The organism is Parasedimentitalea huanghaiensis (genome assembly GCF_009753675.1).
Taxonomy (GTDB): Bacteria; Pseudomonadota; Alphaproteobacteria; order Rhodobacterales; family Rhodobacteraceae; genus Parasedimentitalea; species Parasedimentitalea huanghaiensis.
This window is the reverse complement of the sequence record NZ_WQLV01000010.1, coordinates 36,212-51,750: the sequence shown is the minus strand read 5'-3', so window position 1 is coordinate 51,750 and position 15,539 is coordinate 36,212. Positions and strand designations below refer to the sequence as shown.

14 protein-coding genes are annotated in these 15,539 nt (G+C 54.3%); 9 read left to right on the top strand and 5 right to left on the bottom strand.

Going from position 1 to position 15,539, the window contains the following annotated elements; all coding sequences use genetic code 11:
* Window position 1: 1 nt before the first annotated feature.
* From GO984_RS15820 to GO984_RS15810, 3 genes are all read right to left on the bottom strand, one after another.
* Complete coding sequence (locus GO984_RS15820) at window positions 2-913, bottom strand: ABC transporter permease (protein WP_157023592.1); 912 nt, start codon at window positions 911-913, stop codon at window positions 2-4.
* Window position 914: 1 nt separating this feature from the next.
* Window positions 915-1,832: an ABC transporter permease gene (locus GO984_RS15815; protein ID WP_138163591.1), complete on the bottom strand. Its 918-nt coding sequence runs from the start codon at window positions 1,830-1,832 to the stop codon at window positions 915-917.
* Between the two features lie 130 nt (window positions 1,833-1,962).
* Window positions 1,963-3,477, bottom strand: coding sequence for an ABC transporter substrate-binding protein (locus GO984_RS15810; RefSeq protein WP_157023591.1), 1,515 nt, complete (start codon window positions 3,475-3,477; stop codon window positions 1,963-1,965).
* 168 nt (window positions 3,478-3,645) lie between these two features.
* On the opposite strand from GO984_RS15810, the gene GO984_RS15805 reads away from it, so the two are divergent.
* The gene (locus GO984_RS15805) at window positions 3,646-4,425 is read left to right on the top strand and encodes an IclR family transcriptional regulator (protein ID WP_157023590.1); all 780 of its coding nucleotides are present in this window, start codon (window positions 3,646-3,648) and stop codon (window positions 4,423-4,425) included.
* Between the two features lie 375 nt (window positions 4,426-4,800).
* Complete coding sequence (locus tag GO984_RS15800; RefSeq protein ID WP_157023589.1) at window positions 4,801-5,244, top strand: hypothetical protein; 444 nt, start codon at window positions 4,801-4,803, stop codon at window positions 5,242-5,244.
* Between the two features lie 693 nt (window positions 5,245-5,937).
* Here the strand turns inward: GO984_RS15800 and GO984_RS15795 are convergent.
* Window positions 5,938-6,546, bottom strand: a complete 609-nt coding sequence (locus tag GO984_RS15795; protein WP_157023588.1) for a helix-turn-helix domain-containing protein — start codon at window positions 6,544-6,546, stop codon at window positions 5,938-5,940.
* Between the two features lie 294 nt (window positions 6,547-6,840).
* On the opposite strand from GO984_RS15795, the gene gcvT reads away from it, so the two are divergent.
* The 4 genes from gcvT to GO984_RS15775 all read left to right on the top strand — a co-directional run bounded on the left by gcvT (window position 6,841) and on the right by GO984_RS15775 (window position 12,394).
* Complete coding sequence (gene gcvT, locus GO984_RS15790) at window positions 6,841-7,938, top strand: glycine cleavage system aminomethyltransferase GcvT (RefSeq protein WP_157023587.1); 1,098 nt, start codon at window positions 6,841-6,843, stop codon at window positions 7,936-7,938.
* Window positions 7,939-7,956: 18 nt separating this feature from the next.
* Complete coding sequence (gene gcvH, locus GO984_RS15785) at window positions 7,957-8,322, top strand: glycine cleavage system protein GcvH (protein ID WP_157023586.1); 366 nt, start codon at window positions 7,957-7,959, stop codon at window positions 8,320-8,322.
* Between the two features lie 115 nt (window positions 8,323-8,437).
* Window positions 8,438-11,293 (top strand): aminomethyl-transferring glycine dehydrogenase, encoded by a 2,856-nt coding sequence (gene gcvP, locus GO984_RS15780; protein ID WP_157023585.1) that lies wholly within the window; start codon window positions 8,438-8,440, stop codon window positions 11,291-11,293.
* A gap of 102 nt (window positions 11,294-11,395) precedes the next feature.
* Window positions 11,396-12,394 carry a helix-turn-helix domain-containing protein gene (locus GO984_RS15775; protein ID WP_245231143.1) on the top strand — a complete coding sequence of 333 codons (999 nt, stop codon included), beginning with the start codon at window positions 11,396-11,398 and terminating at the stop codon, window positions 12,392-12,394.
* Here the strand turns inward: GO984_RS15775 and GO984_RS15770 are convergent.
* Window positions 12,391-13,386: a zinc ABC transporter substrate-binding protein gene (locus GO984_RS15770; RefSeq protein ID WP_157023584.1), complete on the bottom strand. Its 996-nt coding sequence runs from the start codon at window positions 13,384-13,386 to the stop codon at window positions 12,391-12,393. The two genes, GO984_RS15775 and GO984_RS15770, sit on opposite strands and share 4 nt — an antisense overlap.
* A 99-nt stretch (window positions 13,387-13,485) precedes the next feature.
* On the opposite strand from GO984_RS15770, the gene GO984_RS15765 reads away from it, so the two are divergent.
* From GO984_RS15765 to GO984_RS15755, 3 genes are read left to right on the top strand one after another with little or no spacing between them, the layout of a single operon-like run.
* Window positions 13,486-13,968 (top strand): transcriptional repressor, encoded by a 483-nt coding sequence (locus tag GO984_RS15765; RefSeq protein ID WP_138163601.1) that lies wholly within the window; start codon window positions 13,486-13,488, stop codon window positions 13,966-13,968.
* On the top strand, window positions 13,965-14,717 hold the full coding sequence (locus GO984_RS15760) for an ATP-binding cassette domain-containing protein (RefSeq protein ID WP_157023583.1): 753 nt from the start codon (window positions 13,965-13,967) through the stop codon (window positions 14,715-14,717). Before GO984_RS15765 ends, GO984_RS15760 begins: the two co-directional genes overlap by 4 nt.
* On the top strand, window positions 14,714-15,520 hold the full coding sequence (locus GO984_RS15755; RefSeq protein WP_157023582.1) for a metal ABC transporter permease: 807 nt from the start codon (window positions 14,714-14,716) through the stop codon (window positions 15,518-15,520). The genes GO984_RS15760 and GO984_RS15755 overlap by 4 nt, the downstream gene beginning before the upstream one ends.
* Window positions 15,521-15,539: the final 19 nt, after the last annotated feature.

Sequence of the window (15,539 nt, the reverse complement as noted above, 5' to 3'; positions counted from 1 at the left end):
GTCAGCTCCGGTTTTCAGGGGCAGTGACGTCACGCAGACCATCGCCCATCAGATTGATTGCCAGCACCAGCACGAAAAGCACCGCACCGGGGATCAACACCAGCCAGGGTTCGAACAACATCATGTTTTTGCCTTCTGACACCATCAGTCCCCAGGACGGAGTCGGAGGCTGCACCCCCAGACCCAGGAACGATAGGGTTGCCTCTAGAAGAATGGCATGGGCCATCTCCAGCGTGATCACGACGATCAGATTATTCAGAATATTGGGCATGATTTCAGACAGCAGGATCCGAGGGGTCGAGGCCCCAACCGCCTGCGCTGCGGAGACATATTCCCGCCCCCTTACCTGTAATGTCGAGGCGCGCATGACCACCGCAAACCGATCCCACAACAAGAGCCCCAGCACACCAATAACCACTTGCAAGGACCCGCCCAGAATGGCCACGACGGCCAGCGCCACCAGTACCACCGGCATCGCAAGTCGGACGTTGATCAGGAAGGTAACAACAGCATCAGTGCGGCCCCCAAAATATCCAGCTGCGACGCCCATTGCAGTACCGATGGTGCCTGAAATCAATGCTGCCACAAAGCCGATAAGCAGCGAAACTCGGGCGCCGTAGATCAGCCGTGACAGGTAATCCCGGCCTAGATGATCAGTGCCCAAAATATGCTCCCAGGTGCCGCCCAGAAACACTGGCGGTTTCATCCGCGCCAACAGGTCCTGCGCATAGGGATCATGTGGGGCAATAACGGGAGCTAGCAGTGCAATCACCAATAGAACCGCCACCACCGAGGCGCCAATCATCAGCCCCCGATGGCCGAAGAACCGCCGCCGCAGCTGTTGACCCGGAGTGGGGCCGACGATGTCCTGCAGTAAAGGATCAACACTGTTTGTCGAAGGTGCAAGGGTCATATCAGCTGCTCCTCATGCGGGGGTCAAGCCAGGCGTTAAGCACATCGGCCAGAAAGGTGAAGGTGATATAGAACATTGAAAAAACCAGGATCAGTGCCTGAACTGTCGGTAGGTCATTGCGTGAAATGCTTTCCCAGGCGAGATAGCCGGCACCATGCAGCGCAAAGATCGATTCAACGACGATAGATCCGCCCAGCATGAATCCCATCTGCACCGCAGCCAGACTAACCACCGGAATAATCGCGTTGCGTAGTGCATGTTTGAACATTACCCGCATTTCCGACGCACCCTTGGCGCGCGCTGTACGGATGTAATCCGATGACAGCACATCCAACATACCAGCCCGGGTCAGGCGCATGATTGCTGGCATCGCGTAATAGCCCAGCACCACGGTTGGCATGATAAAGTGCCGCCAACTGTCTGTGCCTGACGGTGGCAGCCAGCGCAGCTTGATCGAAAACGCAACAATCAGAATAAGGCCAAACCAGAATGACGGCATCGCCTGTCCGGCAACCGACAGAAACAAAGCAAATCTGTCGATGATGGAATTTGGCCGAATGGCGGCAATCACCCCCAATGGTACCGCAGTGAGCAGTGCAAAGCTGATGCCGCATAGCCCAAGCAGCATTGTGACCGAGAGGCGGTCTGCAATCAGCGACGACACGGGCAGTTTAAAGTAATAGCTTTCGCCAAAATCACCCGAAAGTGCGTTCACTAACCAGCTTGCATATTGCACCAGCATTGGCCGATCGAACCCATAAAGCTCTCGAATGGCTACAACGTCCTGATCGGTGGCGCCCTCGCCTGCTAAGGCAATGGCGGGATCCCCCGACAGAAACAGCAGGCTAAAGCTGATGAAAGAGACGGTAAGCGCCACCAAAAAGGCCAGCCCTAGTCTTTTGAGGATGAAATTGAGCACGGGGAAGCAGGCCTCCGGTTGTCGTCGTCCAGCTAGATCTGCAGCAGTCCAAAGGAGCGGCTGTCAAATCCGACATAGTTTTTGGAAAGTGGCCCGACCGCCATCAAGGCAATCGGGCTGTGACAGTGGATTAGTTCCAGGTCATCGTAGTGAACCGCAGAACCTCGTCCGGAGTAGGTGTATAAGAGATGTCATTTCCATATACATAGTTGGTGTTGTACGAGAACATTGGCACCCAATAGGCATTGTCAGCAATTTTGTTCAGCGCCTTTGAGTAGAACTCTTTGCGGGTGTCTGGATTTGTTGAACTGTCTGCAACGTCCAGCCAATCGCGCAGTTCCGGGTCGCGGGCATCGTCCAATGCACCTAGTTTAAAGAACTGACTGGTGATCGCTGAGGTGTCGTTGATCGAGTAAGACCCCCAAGTCTGGAAAGATACGGGTGTACCCTTGGCTGTACGCAACTCGCGCAGGGCCGAATACTTCAGCATCTTGAAGTCGGTCTTGATACCAACTGCATTCAGATAGCTCGAAATCGCTTCGGCATAGTCCCGGTTACGATAGGCGTAAAATTCAGTTGTGAACCCATCCTCATATCCGGCCTCAGCCAACAACGCCTTGGCTTTTTCGGGGTCATAGTCATAGCTTTTGACAGCTTGATCACAGCCAAACTGGCTGGGGAAGCAGGCCGTCGAAATCACCTGACTCTTACCCTTTAGCAAAGCAGAAACCAGTGCTTCGCGGTTGATCGCATGGGCAACGGCTTGACGGACCTTCAGATTGGTGAAGGGGTTGTCCTCGCCTGTGCGGCCGGCAGCATCCAGTGTCAGATACCCAATGCGCATGGTGCTTTCGTTGGCGACGGTAAACTGATCCATCTGGGCCAGCTTTTCAGCCTGATCCGCAGGGGTCTGCCAGATCAGATCCAGCGTGCCGTTGAACAGTTCTGCAATCTGCGTGTTGATGTCGGGGATGGTGCGGATGTCTACACGTTCAATACTGGGCTGACCCTTAGGGCTATCATGGTAACCAGCATTTTTTTCCAGCACGAACCGCTGCCCAGGAATGACTTCTGCAACTTTGTAAGGGCCAGTGCCAACCGGGTTTAGCCCCATGCCCTTTGGCCCAACTTCGGCGTAGTATTCATTTGGATACATCGAAACCGGACCAGACAGAAACTCGATCGCTGCAGGGAAAGGCGCCTTGAGGTTGATACGAACGGTATAGTCGTCGATTTTCTCAGCTGATTTCATCCAGCTCACATTGCGCTGGGTTTTGACCCCATTTTCTGCGTCGGCGACAAAATTGACGGTAAAGACAACATCGTCAGCATTAAAGGCTTCGCCGTTGTGGAATGTGACCCCTTCGCGGAGCTTGAACTCCAGGGTGACATCATCAATCCACTCCCAGGCGGTTGCAAGGTTGCCTTTATATTCGCTGGTCACCGGATCGCGATATACCAAGCCGTCCCAGACCGCGCGCTGAAGCACCACACCTTCGCGGGATGAGTTGAAGTAGCTATCAACGTTTTCAAGTTCTTTGGTAAAGGCCACCGACAGCGTGCCGTCCGATTTGTCGGCATAGGCCGCTCCTGCGGCACATATCGACAGTACGGCGACGGCCGATTTCAATTTGCTATAAGCCATGTCTCTTCCCTTGCTGGTCGGCCGGAGCCGATAAGTTGCTGGTTGACAAGATATCATAATATGATATTCTTTATTGTTATATGCGCTAAGTAATCATTTTTCACATCAACCAGTCAAGCCCGTTTCGGCTTGGGCTGACGAAACGCGGGTTAACAAGTTGGTATCTGTATGAAAGAAAAGCAAAATACACTGTTTGTTGGCTCTTTGGCCAAGGGCCTGAAATTGCTACGGGCCTTTGACGAAACCACAACTGAGATGTCATTGACGGATCTTGCCCGCCGCACAGGGCTGGACAAAAGTGCGACTCAGAGATTGGCGAATACACTTCACGTCGAAGGCATGCTGGACAAAGATCCGGAAACCAAACGCTTCCGCCCGTCGCATGCCTGGCTAGAGTTGGCCTATGCGTATTTCTGGTCTGATCCGCTGGTCAGACAAGCTATGCCACAACTGATTGACCTGTCTCAGCGGTTAGGATCGACCGTCAACCTGACCGAACTTTCAGGGGATCATATTATCTACGTCAGCCGATTGCCCAACGGCATCAGCCAGTTTTCAGCCACACTTGTTGGACGGCGCCTCCCTGCGCTGAACGCATCGGCAGGCCGTGTAATGATTTCAACTTGGCCAGTTGAGGAACGGGATCGTGTCGTAGAGAGCTGGCCGATCCACCAGTTCACACCTAAGACAACGATTGATCGTGATGTCATTCGCGAGGGTATCGAAGAGGCGGCCCAAAAAGGCTACGCCACAACCCAGAACCAAATGATCCTGAATCAAACCGGCGTTGCTGCGCCAATTATTGGTCCTGACGGTCGAGCCTATGCGGCTGTGCAATGTTCAGTATCCTCACATCACTGGGGCCAAGACCGGATTCAGGAAGAGCTCGTACCGTACATTCTGGATGCTGCACTAGCTATCGCGCCACAGTCGCGGGGTGTTTACTGACCTAGCGCTGATGTCAGGCCTATTCTATATGGTTTGGTACAGGCGGCATTGCTGCCTGCTGAACGCAGCCATCGTTTTGTCTTTAGCTGCTGTGACGTTCTTGATCACATGCAAAATCCAATTGGTCAGACATTATGAGTTTGTGAATCACATCTCTCAATAAATGTGAATATTATCTAAAATATTCAACGTATTAATGAGCCGTTAAAAGGCGTCGTTAACCGCCAACATGCTACCAAATTTTTCGCTGCGGAACATGGAGAGATCCATTTCTCAGGACGCGAAAAATTTGGGGGATGTATGGTGGTGTGGATAATACCTATTCGTAGGTCAGTGAAGGCTGTGGCCAGTAACAAAGGTCGCGGAAAAACAACATTGCGCGGCACATTACCAACCGCATTGGCGCTTGTCATGGGGTTGGCTGGGGCAGAAAATCGTGCCTACGCTAGCGTGCAGCCTTATGTGATTAACAACGATCGCGGCGGCACTGTCAGTGATCGCTTGCTCGAAATTGATACCCTGCGCACTACAGGTCAGCCGGTCGAAATCCGCGGTCAGATATGCTATTCCACCTGCACCATGTTGCTTGGCCTCCCCCAAACCTGCGTCTCGCCAGGAACTGTTTTTGGGTTTCATGGACCCTCTCGCAGCGGCAAGCGACTAAAGCCAGACGAGTTTGAGTATTACTCACAACTGATAGCGGAGCATTATCCCGAAACTCTGCGAAATTGGTACATGAAGAAAGGCCGAAAGAGGATCCGAGGCATCTACCGAATGAGTGGCACCGAGATCATCAGAATGGGAGTGAAGGCCTGTTAGCATGGACCTGTTGAACCTGCCCACCGAGCAGCGCTCTGGTGGGTTGGCCCCCGGGCCACCTGGCTCAGGGCCTGGGGTCTTTAGGGCAAGCCCTTCATCAGCGGCTTACAAAATTCCTCTCATTAACGACAAAATCTAATTTGTTGTGCCGTCACCCGCCACATTGTGGACACAAAGCTTCATGAAATTGACTCCTTAACTTGGGTTTTCATAATAAGCTGCTAACGTTTTCGACTTTATACTGATCATCACGCATTGCTTTGTTTCGGAGGGAAAAATGGTTGTTGGTATATTAGCCTTGGCAGTGATTTCCGGCAGTGTGTTGGCTGGTGCAGCTCTCGTTGCGGGCCATTCGTTTCTCTTCGCTCTTGCAATTTACATGGGCGCCGGATGTCTGAGTGTTTTTCTGACCTCGATCTTGGTTTTCGCTGGGTCAACACTTCGGAACTCTCATTTGAGCAACCCCACATAGACTGAAATCGAATTTTCCACGTCTACGACTTCTGCATACCTTCGCACGGGCAGTTCCAAATCCGTTTGCGCCCCCACTAGTAACCGCATCTGGGACTATCTGAAACGGCGCGCAAGCAGTCTTACCGCAGAGAAACGACTTTCAATCTTCGCCGACGTTAGAGTGAATTAGGGCCCCTCTTGTTCCAGCAACGGAAAAAGCTTCCTTCCTGCCCAATCAGCTTACAGTGACACCCACAGCACCCGCGCATCTTCGGTGCTGGTAGACACGCAGCCATGCCCCATCCCGCTGTCATAATAGACACTGTCACCCTCAGTCATTTCCAGTGGTCGGTAATGTTCCGTGTACAGTGTTAGCGAGCCACTAATCACAAACATGAACTCTTCACCGCGATGGCGAACCCAGCTTTCAAACTCGCTGACATCTCGTGCCTTAATTGTGCTGATATACGGCAACATCCGTTTGCTGGTCAGCTCAGTGCATAGCAACTCGTGATCATAGGTTGCTGTCTCTTGGTGTTCCCCACGACCGGCCAGAGTATAGTCGCGGCGACCTGATATATCCCCATCGCCCGACTGCACAAACAGCTGTGGCGTCTTTAAGTCCAGTGTCTGCATCAACCGGCGAATGATGTCGAAACTTGGTTTGGTCAGGTTGTTCTCAATCTTTGAAAGGGTTGACCGACCAATCGCCGCAGCTTTGGCAGCCTCCTCCAGCGTCAATCCCTTTTCTTTGCGCGCATCTCGAATCATCTGGCCAAGAACCTGCCCATCCGGCGCGTCACGAGCGTCACGTGCTGGGCCTGTTTCTTCGGTCTGTACCGGTTCCATTTGGAATTTCTCCTATTTACAAGCGGCTTAATCCTGTCGCCTGCTTCAGCTGAATTCATCTTATCATCAAATTTGTTGCCAATAGGGAAAAAGTTTCCTAAAGGAACATTATTGCGTTATTCACGTATACAAGCGCATACATCGCTGATTTGACCCTGACATTCACAGAGGCCGCCAGATGAATATTGCTCGCCCTAACGGGATTGCCCGTTTCTCCATTAGACAGGTTCGCCCGGGCGTCTTGTCAGGCGCAATCTGCACCTCTGTTCCATCCCAAACCGAAAGGCCTCTGTCATGACTGACGCGCCAAAACGCACACCGCTATATGACCTGCACGTCGAGCTTGGCGGCAAGATGGTTGATTTTGCTGGGTGGGAAATGCCAGTGCAGTATCCCATGGGAATCATGGGTGAGCACAACCATACCCGCACCAAGGCCGGTCTGTTTGATGTTAGCCATATGGGTCAGGTGATCCTGCGCGGCGAGGGGGCTGCAGAAAAGCTCGAAACACTGGTGCCCTCGGCAATGACCACCCTAAAGGAAGGCAAGGCACGCTATACTTTCTTTACCAACCCAGACGGTGGCATCATGGACGACCTGATCGTCGCCAATGCCGGCGATTACTTGTTCCTCGTGGTCAACGCCTCGATGCGTCATCAGGATATACCGCATATGGCGGACAATCTGGACGGTATTGAGGTCACAGAAATTTTTGACCGCGCTCTGGTCGCGGTGCAAGGACCAGCCGCTGAAAACGTGGTCGGAGATCTCTGCCCAGCGGCCCGCGACATGACCTTCATGCAGACCATGGTTGCTGATATTAACGGCGTTGAATGCCGTATCTCTCGGCTGGGCTATACAGGCGAAGATGGTTTTGAAATTTCCATCCCAGAAGACAAAGCCATTGAAATCTGCCGCGCCTTTCTGGCGCACGAGGATTGTGAGCCCGTTGGACTGGGTGCGCGCGACAGCCTGCGTCTGGAATCTGGCCTCTGCCTCTATGGCAATGATATCGACAACTCCACCTCTCCGGTCGAAGCCTCGCTGACTTGGGCCATGCAGAAACGCCGCCGCGAAGAAGGTGGCTTTCCGGGCGCTGATCGCATCCAGCGCGACCTTGCCGAAGGCGCAGCTAAGAAACTGGTCGGAATTCGACCAACCGGCCGCGCACCAGCCCGTGCCGGTGTCGAAGTTCAGGATTTGGATGGCAACACTATTGGCAGCATTACCTCGGGTGGTTTTGGCCCAACAGTTGGCGCACCGGTTGCGATGGGCTATGTGGCAACCAAACACAGTGAGCCAGGTCAAAAGATCAATCTCATCATCCGTGGCAAGGCGCAGCCAGCTGAAATTGCAGCACTGCCTTTTGTCGCCCAAAACTACAAACGCTAAACCCCAGGAGTGTCCAAAATGACCACCTATTATTCCGAAGAGCACGAATGGCTGACTGTCGAGGGTGAAACTGCCGTAGTCGGCATTACTCAACACGCAGCCGACCAGCTGGGCGAAATTGTTTTTGTCGAGCAAAAAGAAGTCGGCGATGACTTCGAAAAAGGCGACGACATTGGCGTTATTGAATCCGTCAAAGCAGCTTCGGAAATCTACGCCGCCGTTGACGGTGAAGTGACCGAAGTTAACGAAACACTGGAAGAAAATCCAGGTACGCTGAACGACTCCCCCGAAGGCGACGCCTGGATCTACAAGATCAAGCTGACAAACACCGACCAGCTCGAAGAGCTGATGGACCTGGACGGCTACAAAGCCTTTATTGGCTAACCCATCCTGAAGCGGGTCCGCCATTCGGTGTGATCCGCTTTTCATCTAGCTAAAAATATCCCCGCCGGAGGCTCCCTTCCTCCCGGCAAGCGCTGATTTTCCAAAGGAACACCCCATGGCCTTCAAGCTGACCGACTACGAAGCCTATGACTTTGCCAACCGACGCCATATCGGCCCCAGCCCCCGCGAAATGGCGGATATGCTGCAGGTGATCGGCTTCAAAACGCTGGACGAGATGATCGACGCCACGGTGCCGCCTGCGATCCGGCAGGCTGAGGCATTGGATTGGGGTCCGGCAATGACCGAACGCGATGCGTTGTTCCACATGAAAGAGGTCGCCAATAAGAACAAGGTTCTGACGTCACTGATTGGACAGGGCTATTACGGCACCACCACACCGGCGCCGATCCTGCGTAATATCTTGGAAAACCCAGCTTGGTATACGGCTTATACTCCCTATCAGCCAGAAATCTCACAGGGCCGTCTCGAAGCACTGCTGAACTTTCAGACCATGGTCAGCGATTTGACCGGCATGGATATCGCTAATGCCTCGCTGCTGGATGAAGCAACTGCCGCTGCCGAAGCTATGGCTATGGCCAAACGGGGTAGCCGTTCCAAAGCCAATAACGCGGCCTTTTTTGTGGATGAGAGCTGCCACGCTCAGACCATAGCGGTGATCAAAACCCGCGCCGAACCACTGGGTGTTGAAGTCATCGTAGGGAACCCGGATGACCTGGTTGCCGAAACGGTGTTTGGTGCGATTTTCCAGTATCCCGGCACCTATGGCCATGTTCGCGACTTCACCCCTGAAATCGCGGCTCTACATGAAAACAAAGGCTTGGCCATTGTTGCAGCTGACATCCTGTCGCTGGCGTTGCTGAAATCCCCCGGTGAAATGGGCGCAGACATTGCCATTGGCTCCACCCAGCGCTTTGGCGTACCCATGGGGTATGGTGGACCACACGCCGCTTATATGGCCACAAGTGACAAACTGAAGCGCGCTATGCCCGGCCGTATCATCGGCGTCTCCATCGATGCGCGCGGCAACAAAGCTTATCGTTTGGCCCTGCAAACCCGAGAGCAGCACATCCGCCGTGAAAAAGCTAACTCAAACGTCTGTACCGCACAGGCGCTGCTGGCTGTCATGGCATCAATGTATGCAGTCTATCATGGCCCTGACGGCATCAAGGCCATCGCGCAATCGGTCCACCGCAAGACCTCGCGTTTGGCAGCTGGCCTAGAGGAAAATGGCTACAAGGTTGAGCCAGAAGTCTTCTTTGACACAATCACCGTTGAAGTTGGACCATTGCAGAAAACTGTAATGGAAGCAGCAATTGCCCGCGGCATCAACCTGCGTAAAGTTGGGGAAACCAAGGTCGGGGTCTCCTTAGACGAACAAACGCGTCCCGAAACAATCGAGGCTGTCTGGGGTGCCTTTGGCATCGACAAGAAAGACGACAGTCAGGCCAACCGCGCCTATCGTTTGCCAGAGCATGCGTTGCGGGAAAGCGAGTACCTGACTCACCCGATTTTCCACAAGAACCGGGCTGAAGCCGAAATCACGCGCTATATGCGCCGCCTTGCAGACCGTGATCTAGCACTCGATCGTTCGATGATCCCACTGGGATCCTGCACAATGAAACTGAACGCCACCATCGAGATGATCCCGGTGACCTGGCCTGAGTTCAGCAACTTGCACCCCTTCGTGCCTACCGATCAGGCCATGGGCTACACCCAGATGATCGACGATCTGAACGACAAGCTGTGCCAGATCACAGGATATGATGCGATCAGCCAGCAGCCTAACTCCGGTGCGCAGGGTGAATATGCCGGCCTGTTGACCATCCGCAACTATCACACCGCCCGTGGGCAGGGCGCCCGCAATGTCTGCCTGATTCCAACTTCGGCGCACGGCACCAACCCTGCCACTGCGCAGATGGTTGGCTACAAAGTGGTCCCAGTCAAAGCCGACGAAGATGGCAACATCGACATCTCTGACTTCCGCGAAAAGGCAGAAAAGCACTCGGATGCATTGGCTGCCTGCATGATCACTTACCCGTCTACTCACGGCGTGTTCGAGGAAACCGTGCAGGAAGTTTGCCAGATCACCCATGATCACGGCGGGCAGGTCTATATCGACGGCGCCAACATGAACGCCATGGTTGGCCTGGCCCAGCCCGGCAAGATCGGAGGTGATGTCTCGCACCTGAACCTGCACAAAACATTCTGCATTCCGCACGGTGGCGGCGGCCCCGGCATGGGTCCAATTGGGGTCAAATCTCACCTCATCGATTTCCTGCCCGGCCACCCCGAGTACGGCACGGATGTTGGCCCTGTTTCAGCAGCACCATTTGGCTCGCCATCAATTCTGCCTGTAAGCTGGGCTTATATCCTGCTGATGGGTGGCGCTGGTCTGACTCAGGCCACTAAGGTAGCGATCCTGAATGCCAACTACATCGCGGCCCGGCTCAAGGATGCTTATCCCATCCTCTACACCTCCAGAACGGGTCGCGTTGCGCACGAGTGTATTCTGGACACTCGCCCGCTGAATGATGCAGGTAACATAACTGTGGACGATGTCGCCAAACGTCTGGTGGATAGCGGTTTCCATGCGCCAACGATGTCTTGGCCAGTTGCAGGCACGCTGATGGTCGAGCCAACCGAATCCGAGCCCAAGGCAGAATTGGACCGCTTCTGCGATGCGATGTTGTCTATCCGGGCCGAAGCACAGGATGTGATCGACGGTAAAGCTGATCCTGAAAACAACCCATTGAAACATGCCCCACACACGGTGCGTGATCTGGTGGGGGATTGGGATCGCCCCTACAGCCGTGAAGAGGCCTGCTTCCCTCCCGGCTCGTTGGGGGTCGACAAATATTGGTCTCCCGTCAATCGGGTCGACAATGCCTATGGTGACCGCAACTTAATTTGCACCTGCCCGCCAATGTCGGACTACGAAGACGACGCTTGATTTTCTGACCCCGGCTGCTCCGCCCTATGCGGTGGGGCAGCCTTCTTCGTTTCAGTATATTTTGAACATCCCGCCGAACGTATTCCGCAGTAGGAGCCAGCCATGAACAGTCAGACTGCTGCCCCCTTTTGCGCCAACAAACAGTCAGGGCCCAACGCGGTCCATGACATTGAAATCATTCTGCCTGAAGGTGCCGCGGCATCGGGGGCGCAAATGTTTCGAGATCTGTTTGATGCCGCCAATGATCTGATCCCAGCACAGCATTACCGGGTGACTTTACGCAGTCTTTTGTCTCCCCTGCCCGAAGACCCGCAGCTGTGGCAACGTCGCACCGTGATTTTCTTAGGCGACATCCAATCTCGCTGGCAGGTTAGTCCAGCACAGCGCAGCCGACTGCGGCAACTGTTGCGATTGGCGGCCCGAGTGGTTTTGGTCGGCGGTGCCGTATTCCTGCCGCGCGTTGCGGGGCAACTAAAGACCTCGCCTCTTGCCATCCATCCCAACTTTGCAGCAGCCGCCGTCGAAGAGCAATTGGTCGCCAGCGACCCGGGGCAACATGTGGCATCGGCAGGAATCGTCAATAGCGCCAGTAGCCCCTTTGCGGCGTTACGACTGCTGTTAACGCTGATCCGTGACGATCACGGCCAACAGATTGCCAACGCGCTAGGCCAATACTTAGGCCTCTCTGACAGCTCAAAACATGAAGTAAGTAAGGTCTCGCTGCACTTGCGCCAGCGGGCCTGCGGTGACACTTTGATCGCCACCACATTACAATTGATGCAGGACAACCTGGAAGACCCAAAGCAGATCCGCGAATTGGCAGCACAGGTCGGTGTTTCAACTCGAAAATTGGAGCGGCGGTTTCAGGATAAAACTGACACTACCCCGCTGGCCGCCTACCGCATGCTGCGGGTTGAACGTGCGCACCAGTTGCTCGTTCATACCGATCTGCCGCTGGCTGAAATTGTGGTGGCCACAGGCTTTGGTTCGCGTACCAACCTACGGCACTGGTTCAAAAAGGGTTATGGCACCAGCCCGCAAACCCTGCGCCAGCAGTCCTTTGCGGGCAAGACGCCATCCGCCCTGCCCGCATATAATTAGTGACAGCTAGCCATTCGGTTACCCAGATCGAGCAACAGCGAAGGATAGAACTGCGGTCCCAGCGGCAAGGCAGTTCCCATGGGGTCAATTACAGCCGTTTTTGCGTTGGTCCCATCCAATACTGTCGCAACCAGTCCCTGGTTAAACTGTGGCTCTGAAAAGACACAGGTTGCTCCTAGCTCAGCCACCGTGTCGCGAACCTCGGTGATCCGCGACGGGCTAGGTGAAGACGCATCACTTAGCGAGATGGCCCCCAAAGCAGACAGGCCGAAGCTGGTCTCAAAATACTGATAAGCATCGTGAAACACCACAAATCCACCACTGCGCAGGGGATCAAGCGCAGCGTTGACCTTGGTCACAACGGCCTCGATCTCGGCCTGACCTTCAGCGGCGTTTTTTAAATATGAGTTTGCATTTTCTGGATCAAACTGCGCCAGTTCGTCCGCAATCAGTCCTAACCAGAGCTTGCCATTTTCCGGGGCTAGCCAGGCATGTGGATCAACACCTTCGTGATCATGCCCATCGTGCTCCTCATCGTGGTCACTTTCTTTCTCATGGTCGCCTTCGTGCTCATCTTCATGATGTTCTTCTTCCTCATGGCCATGCTCATCACCCTCTTCCTCGTGACCAGCAAAACGCGCACCGGTCCGAAATGCCAGCGTTGTTGTCCCTTCGGCGTGTAGCAATTCGATAACGTGTGCCTCTGCGGCCAGGGTTTCTAACGATCCCTCTAGCCAAGGGGTCAGAGCCTCTCCCATCCAAAACACAAAATCTGCTTGGTTCAATGCCAGCGCTTCGGAAGGACGCATCGAATATCCGTGTGGAGAGGCACCAGGTTGCACTACTAAATCTGGCGACCCGACACCCTGCATCACGCGCGCAACTAGTCCGTGAACGGGCGCGATGTCAGTGGCCACCCGTGGTACATCTGCCTGCGCTACCCCGGTTAGAATCAGTCCGGATAACGTGACAAAAGCAGTTGTTTTTAACATCAGTGACCTCATGTGATTTTATAACATTACGCGGCTTGTTAATTGTCATACTATAACATATCAAGCGCTAAATGATCTGGCCAAGCGGGGAAATGTAGAATGGGAACTATTGGCTTTGAAACCCACGACCATTCCAGTTGTATCAATGACTGTGTTGCTGTGGTTGACAAACACTGCAAGGCAGAAGGGTTGCAACTGACGCCAGTGCGGCGCCGTGTGTTGGAAATTTTATTGCAGGAACATCAGTCACTTGGCGCCTATGAAATTCTGGATCGTCTGCGCGAAGAGGGAATGGGGTCGCAGCCGCCCGTCGCATATCGGGCATTGGATTTCTTGGTTAAGCATGGGTTTGCTCACAAAATTGAGCGGCTAAATGCCTTTATAGCCTGTTCGCACCCTGGCCAAAGCCACACTCCGGTATTCATGATCTGCCGGGAATGTAGTGCTGTGGCCGAAACACATACTGACCTGGACAAAGGCCAGCTGGGTCAACTGGCTCGCGATGTTGGGTTTCAAATTGAATGCAGCGTGGTTGAGGCCGAAGGCCTGTGCCCCAAATGCCAACAGCAGGCCTCGGCATGAGCCTTGTTACCCTGAACAATCTAACTATCCACCATGGTGGGAACCCGGTGCTGACCGGAGTGAATTTCAACATTCAAGCTGGAGAGATCGTTACCGTAGTTGGGCCAAATGGATCCGGAAAATCCACTTTGCTGCGGGCTATTATCGGTGCTCTGCAGCCCAGTTCTGGGCAAGTAGTTCGCGCCAGTGGGCTGCGGGTTGGGTATGTCCCACAAAAATTGCATATAGACCCCACCCTGCCACTGACCGTGCGCCGGTTTCTGAGCCTGCCTTTGCGTGTTACCAATGCAGCTGCAACGCAGGCTTTGGAACAAGCAGGCGCAGGCCGATTGGCAAATCAACAAATGGCAGGGCTGTCGGGTGGCCAGTTTCAGCGCGTGCTGCTGGCACGCGCGTTGTTGTGCGATCCCCAGCTGTTGATACTGGATGAAGCGACCCAAGGGTTGGACCAGCCCGGGTCCGCCGCCTTTTATCAACAGATTGAAACGGTACGGCAACATCTTGGCTGTGCTGTCCTGATGGTCAGCCACGAATTACATGTTGTGATGGCCGCCTCAGACCGGGTGATCTGCCTGAACGGCCATGTCTGTTGTGAAGGAGAGCCGGAGCAGGTTGCCTCAGCTCCTGAATACCGGGCTCTGTTTGGCTCTGGGACCCAAGGGGCATTGGCCTTGTACCGGCATGAACATAACCATTCGCATGATCAAGATTGCACCCACGAACACCATGACCACGAGGCCGCGCAATGACCCTGCTTGACAGTTTTTTGATCCGCGCGGCATTAGCTGGGCTTGGCGTAGCCATTGCCGCGGCGCCTTTGGGTTGTTTTGTGGTTTGGCGCCGGATGGCCTATTTTGGCGATGCCACAGCTCATGCATCAATTCTGGGGGTCGCGCTGGCGCTCAGTTTTCAAACCTCTATTTTTACTGGCGTCCTGGTGGTGTCTTTACTGATGGCCACCACAGTTTCGACCCTCAGTAATCGGGGATACGCCATGGATACCCTGCTAGGTGTTCTGGCCCACTCTGCGCTGGCCTTTGGTCTGGTCGCAGTGTCATTTCTGCAGGGGGTGCGTATCGACCTGATGGCCTATCTGTTTGGTGATATTCTGGCGGTGGGGCGGCTGGATCTGGCGGTGATCTGGGGTGGTGCTCTCTTGGTGTTGGCGCTGCTATGGTGGCGCTGGTCTGCCCTGCTGACGGCAACACTCAACCCTGATTTGGCCTATGCTGCAGGCATCGACCCACGTCGCGAGCAACTGGTCCTGACCATCGCGCTGGCTTTGGTTGTCGCGGTTGCCATCAAAGTTGTTGGGGTTTTGCTCATTGCCGCAATGCTGATCATCCCTGCGGCCACCGCACGTCCTTTTGCATCTACGCCAGAGCGTATGGCGCTCATCGCTGCCGCTATAGGAGGATTGTCTGCTTTGGGCGGGCTACAGTTGGCTTTTGCGCTCGACACGCCAACCGGGCCAACCATCGTTTGCCTCGCCGCAGTAATGTTTGCTCTGTCCAGCTTGACCAGCCTGTTCCTCCGCGGCAACCGGATCTAGCCCCACATCCACCTGTGCA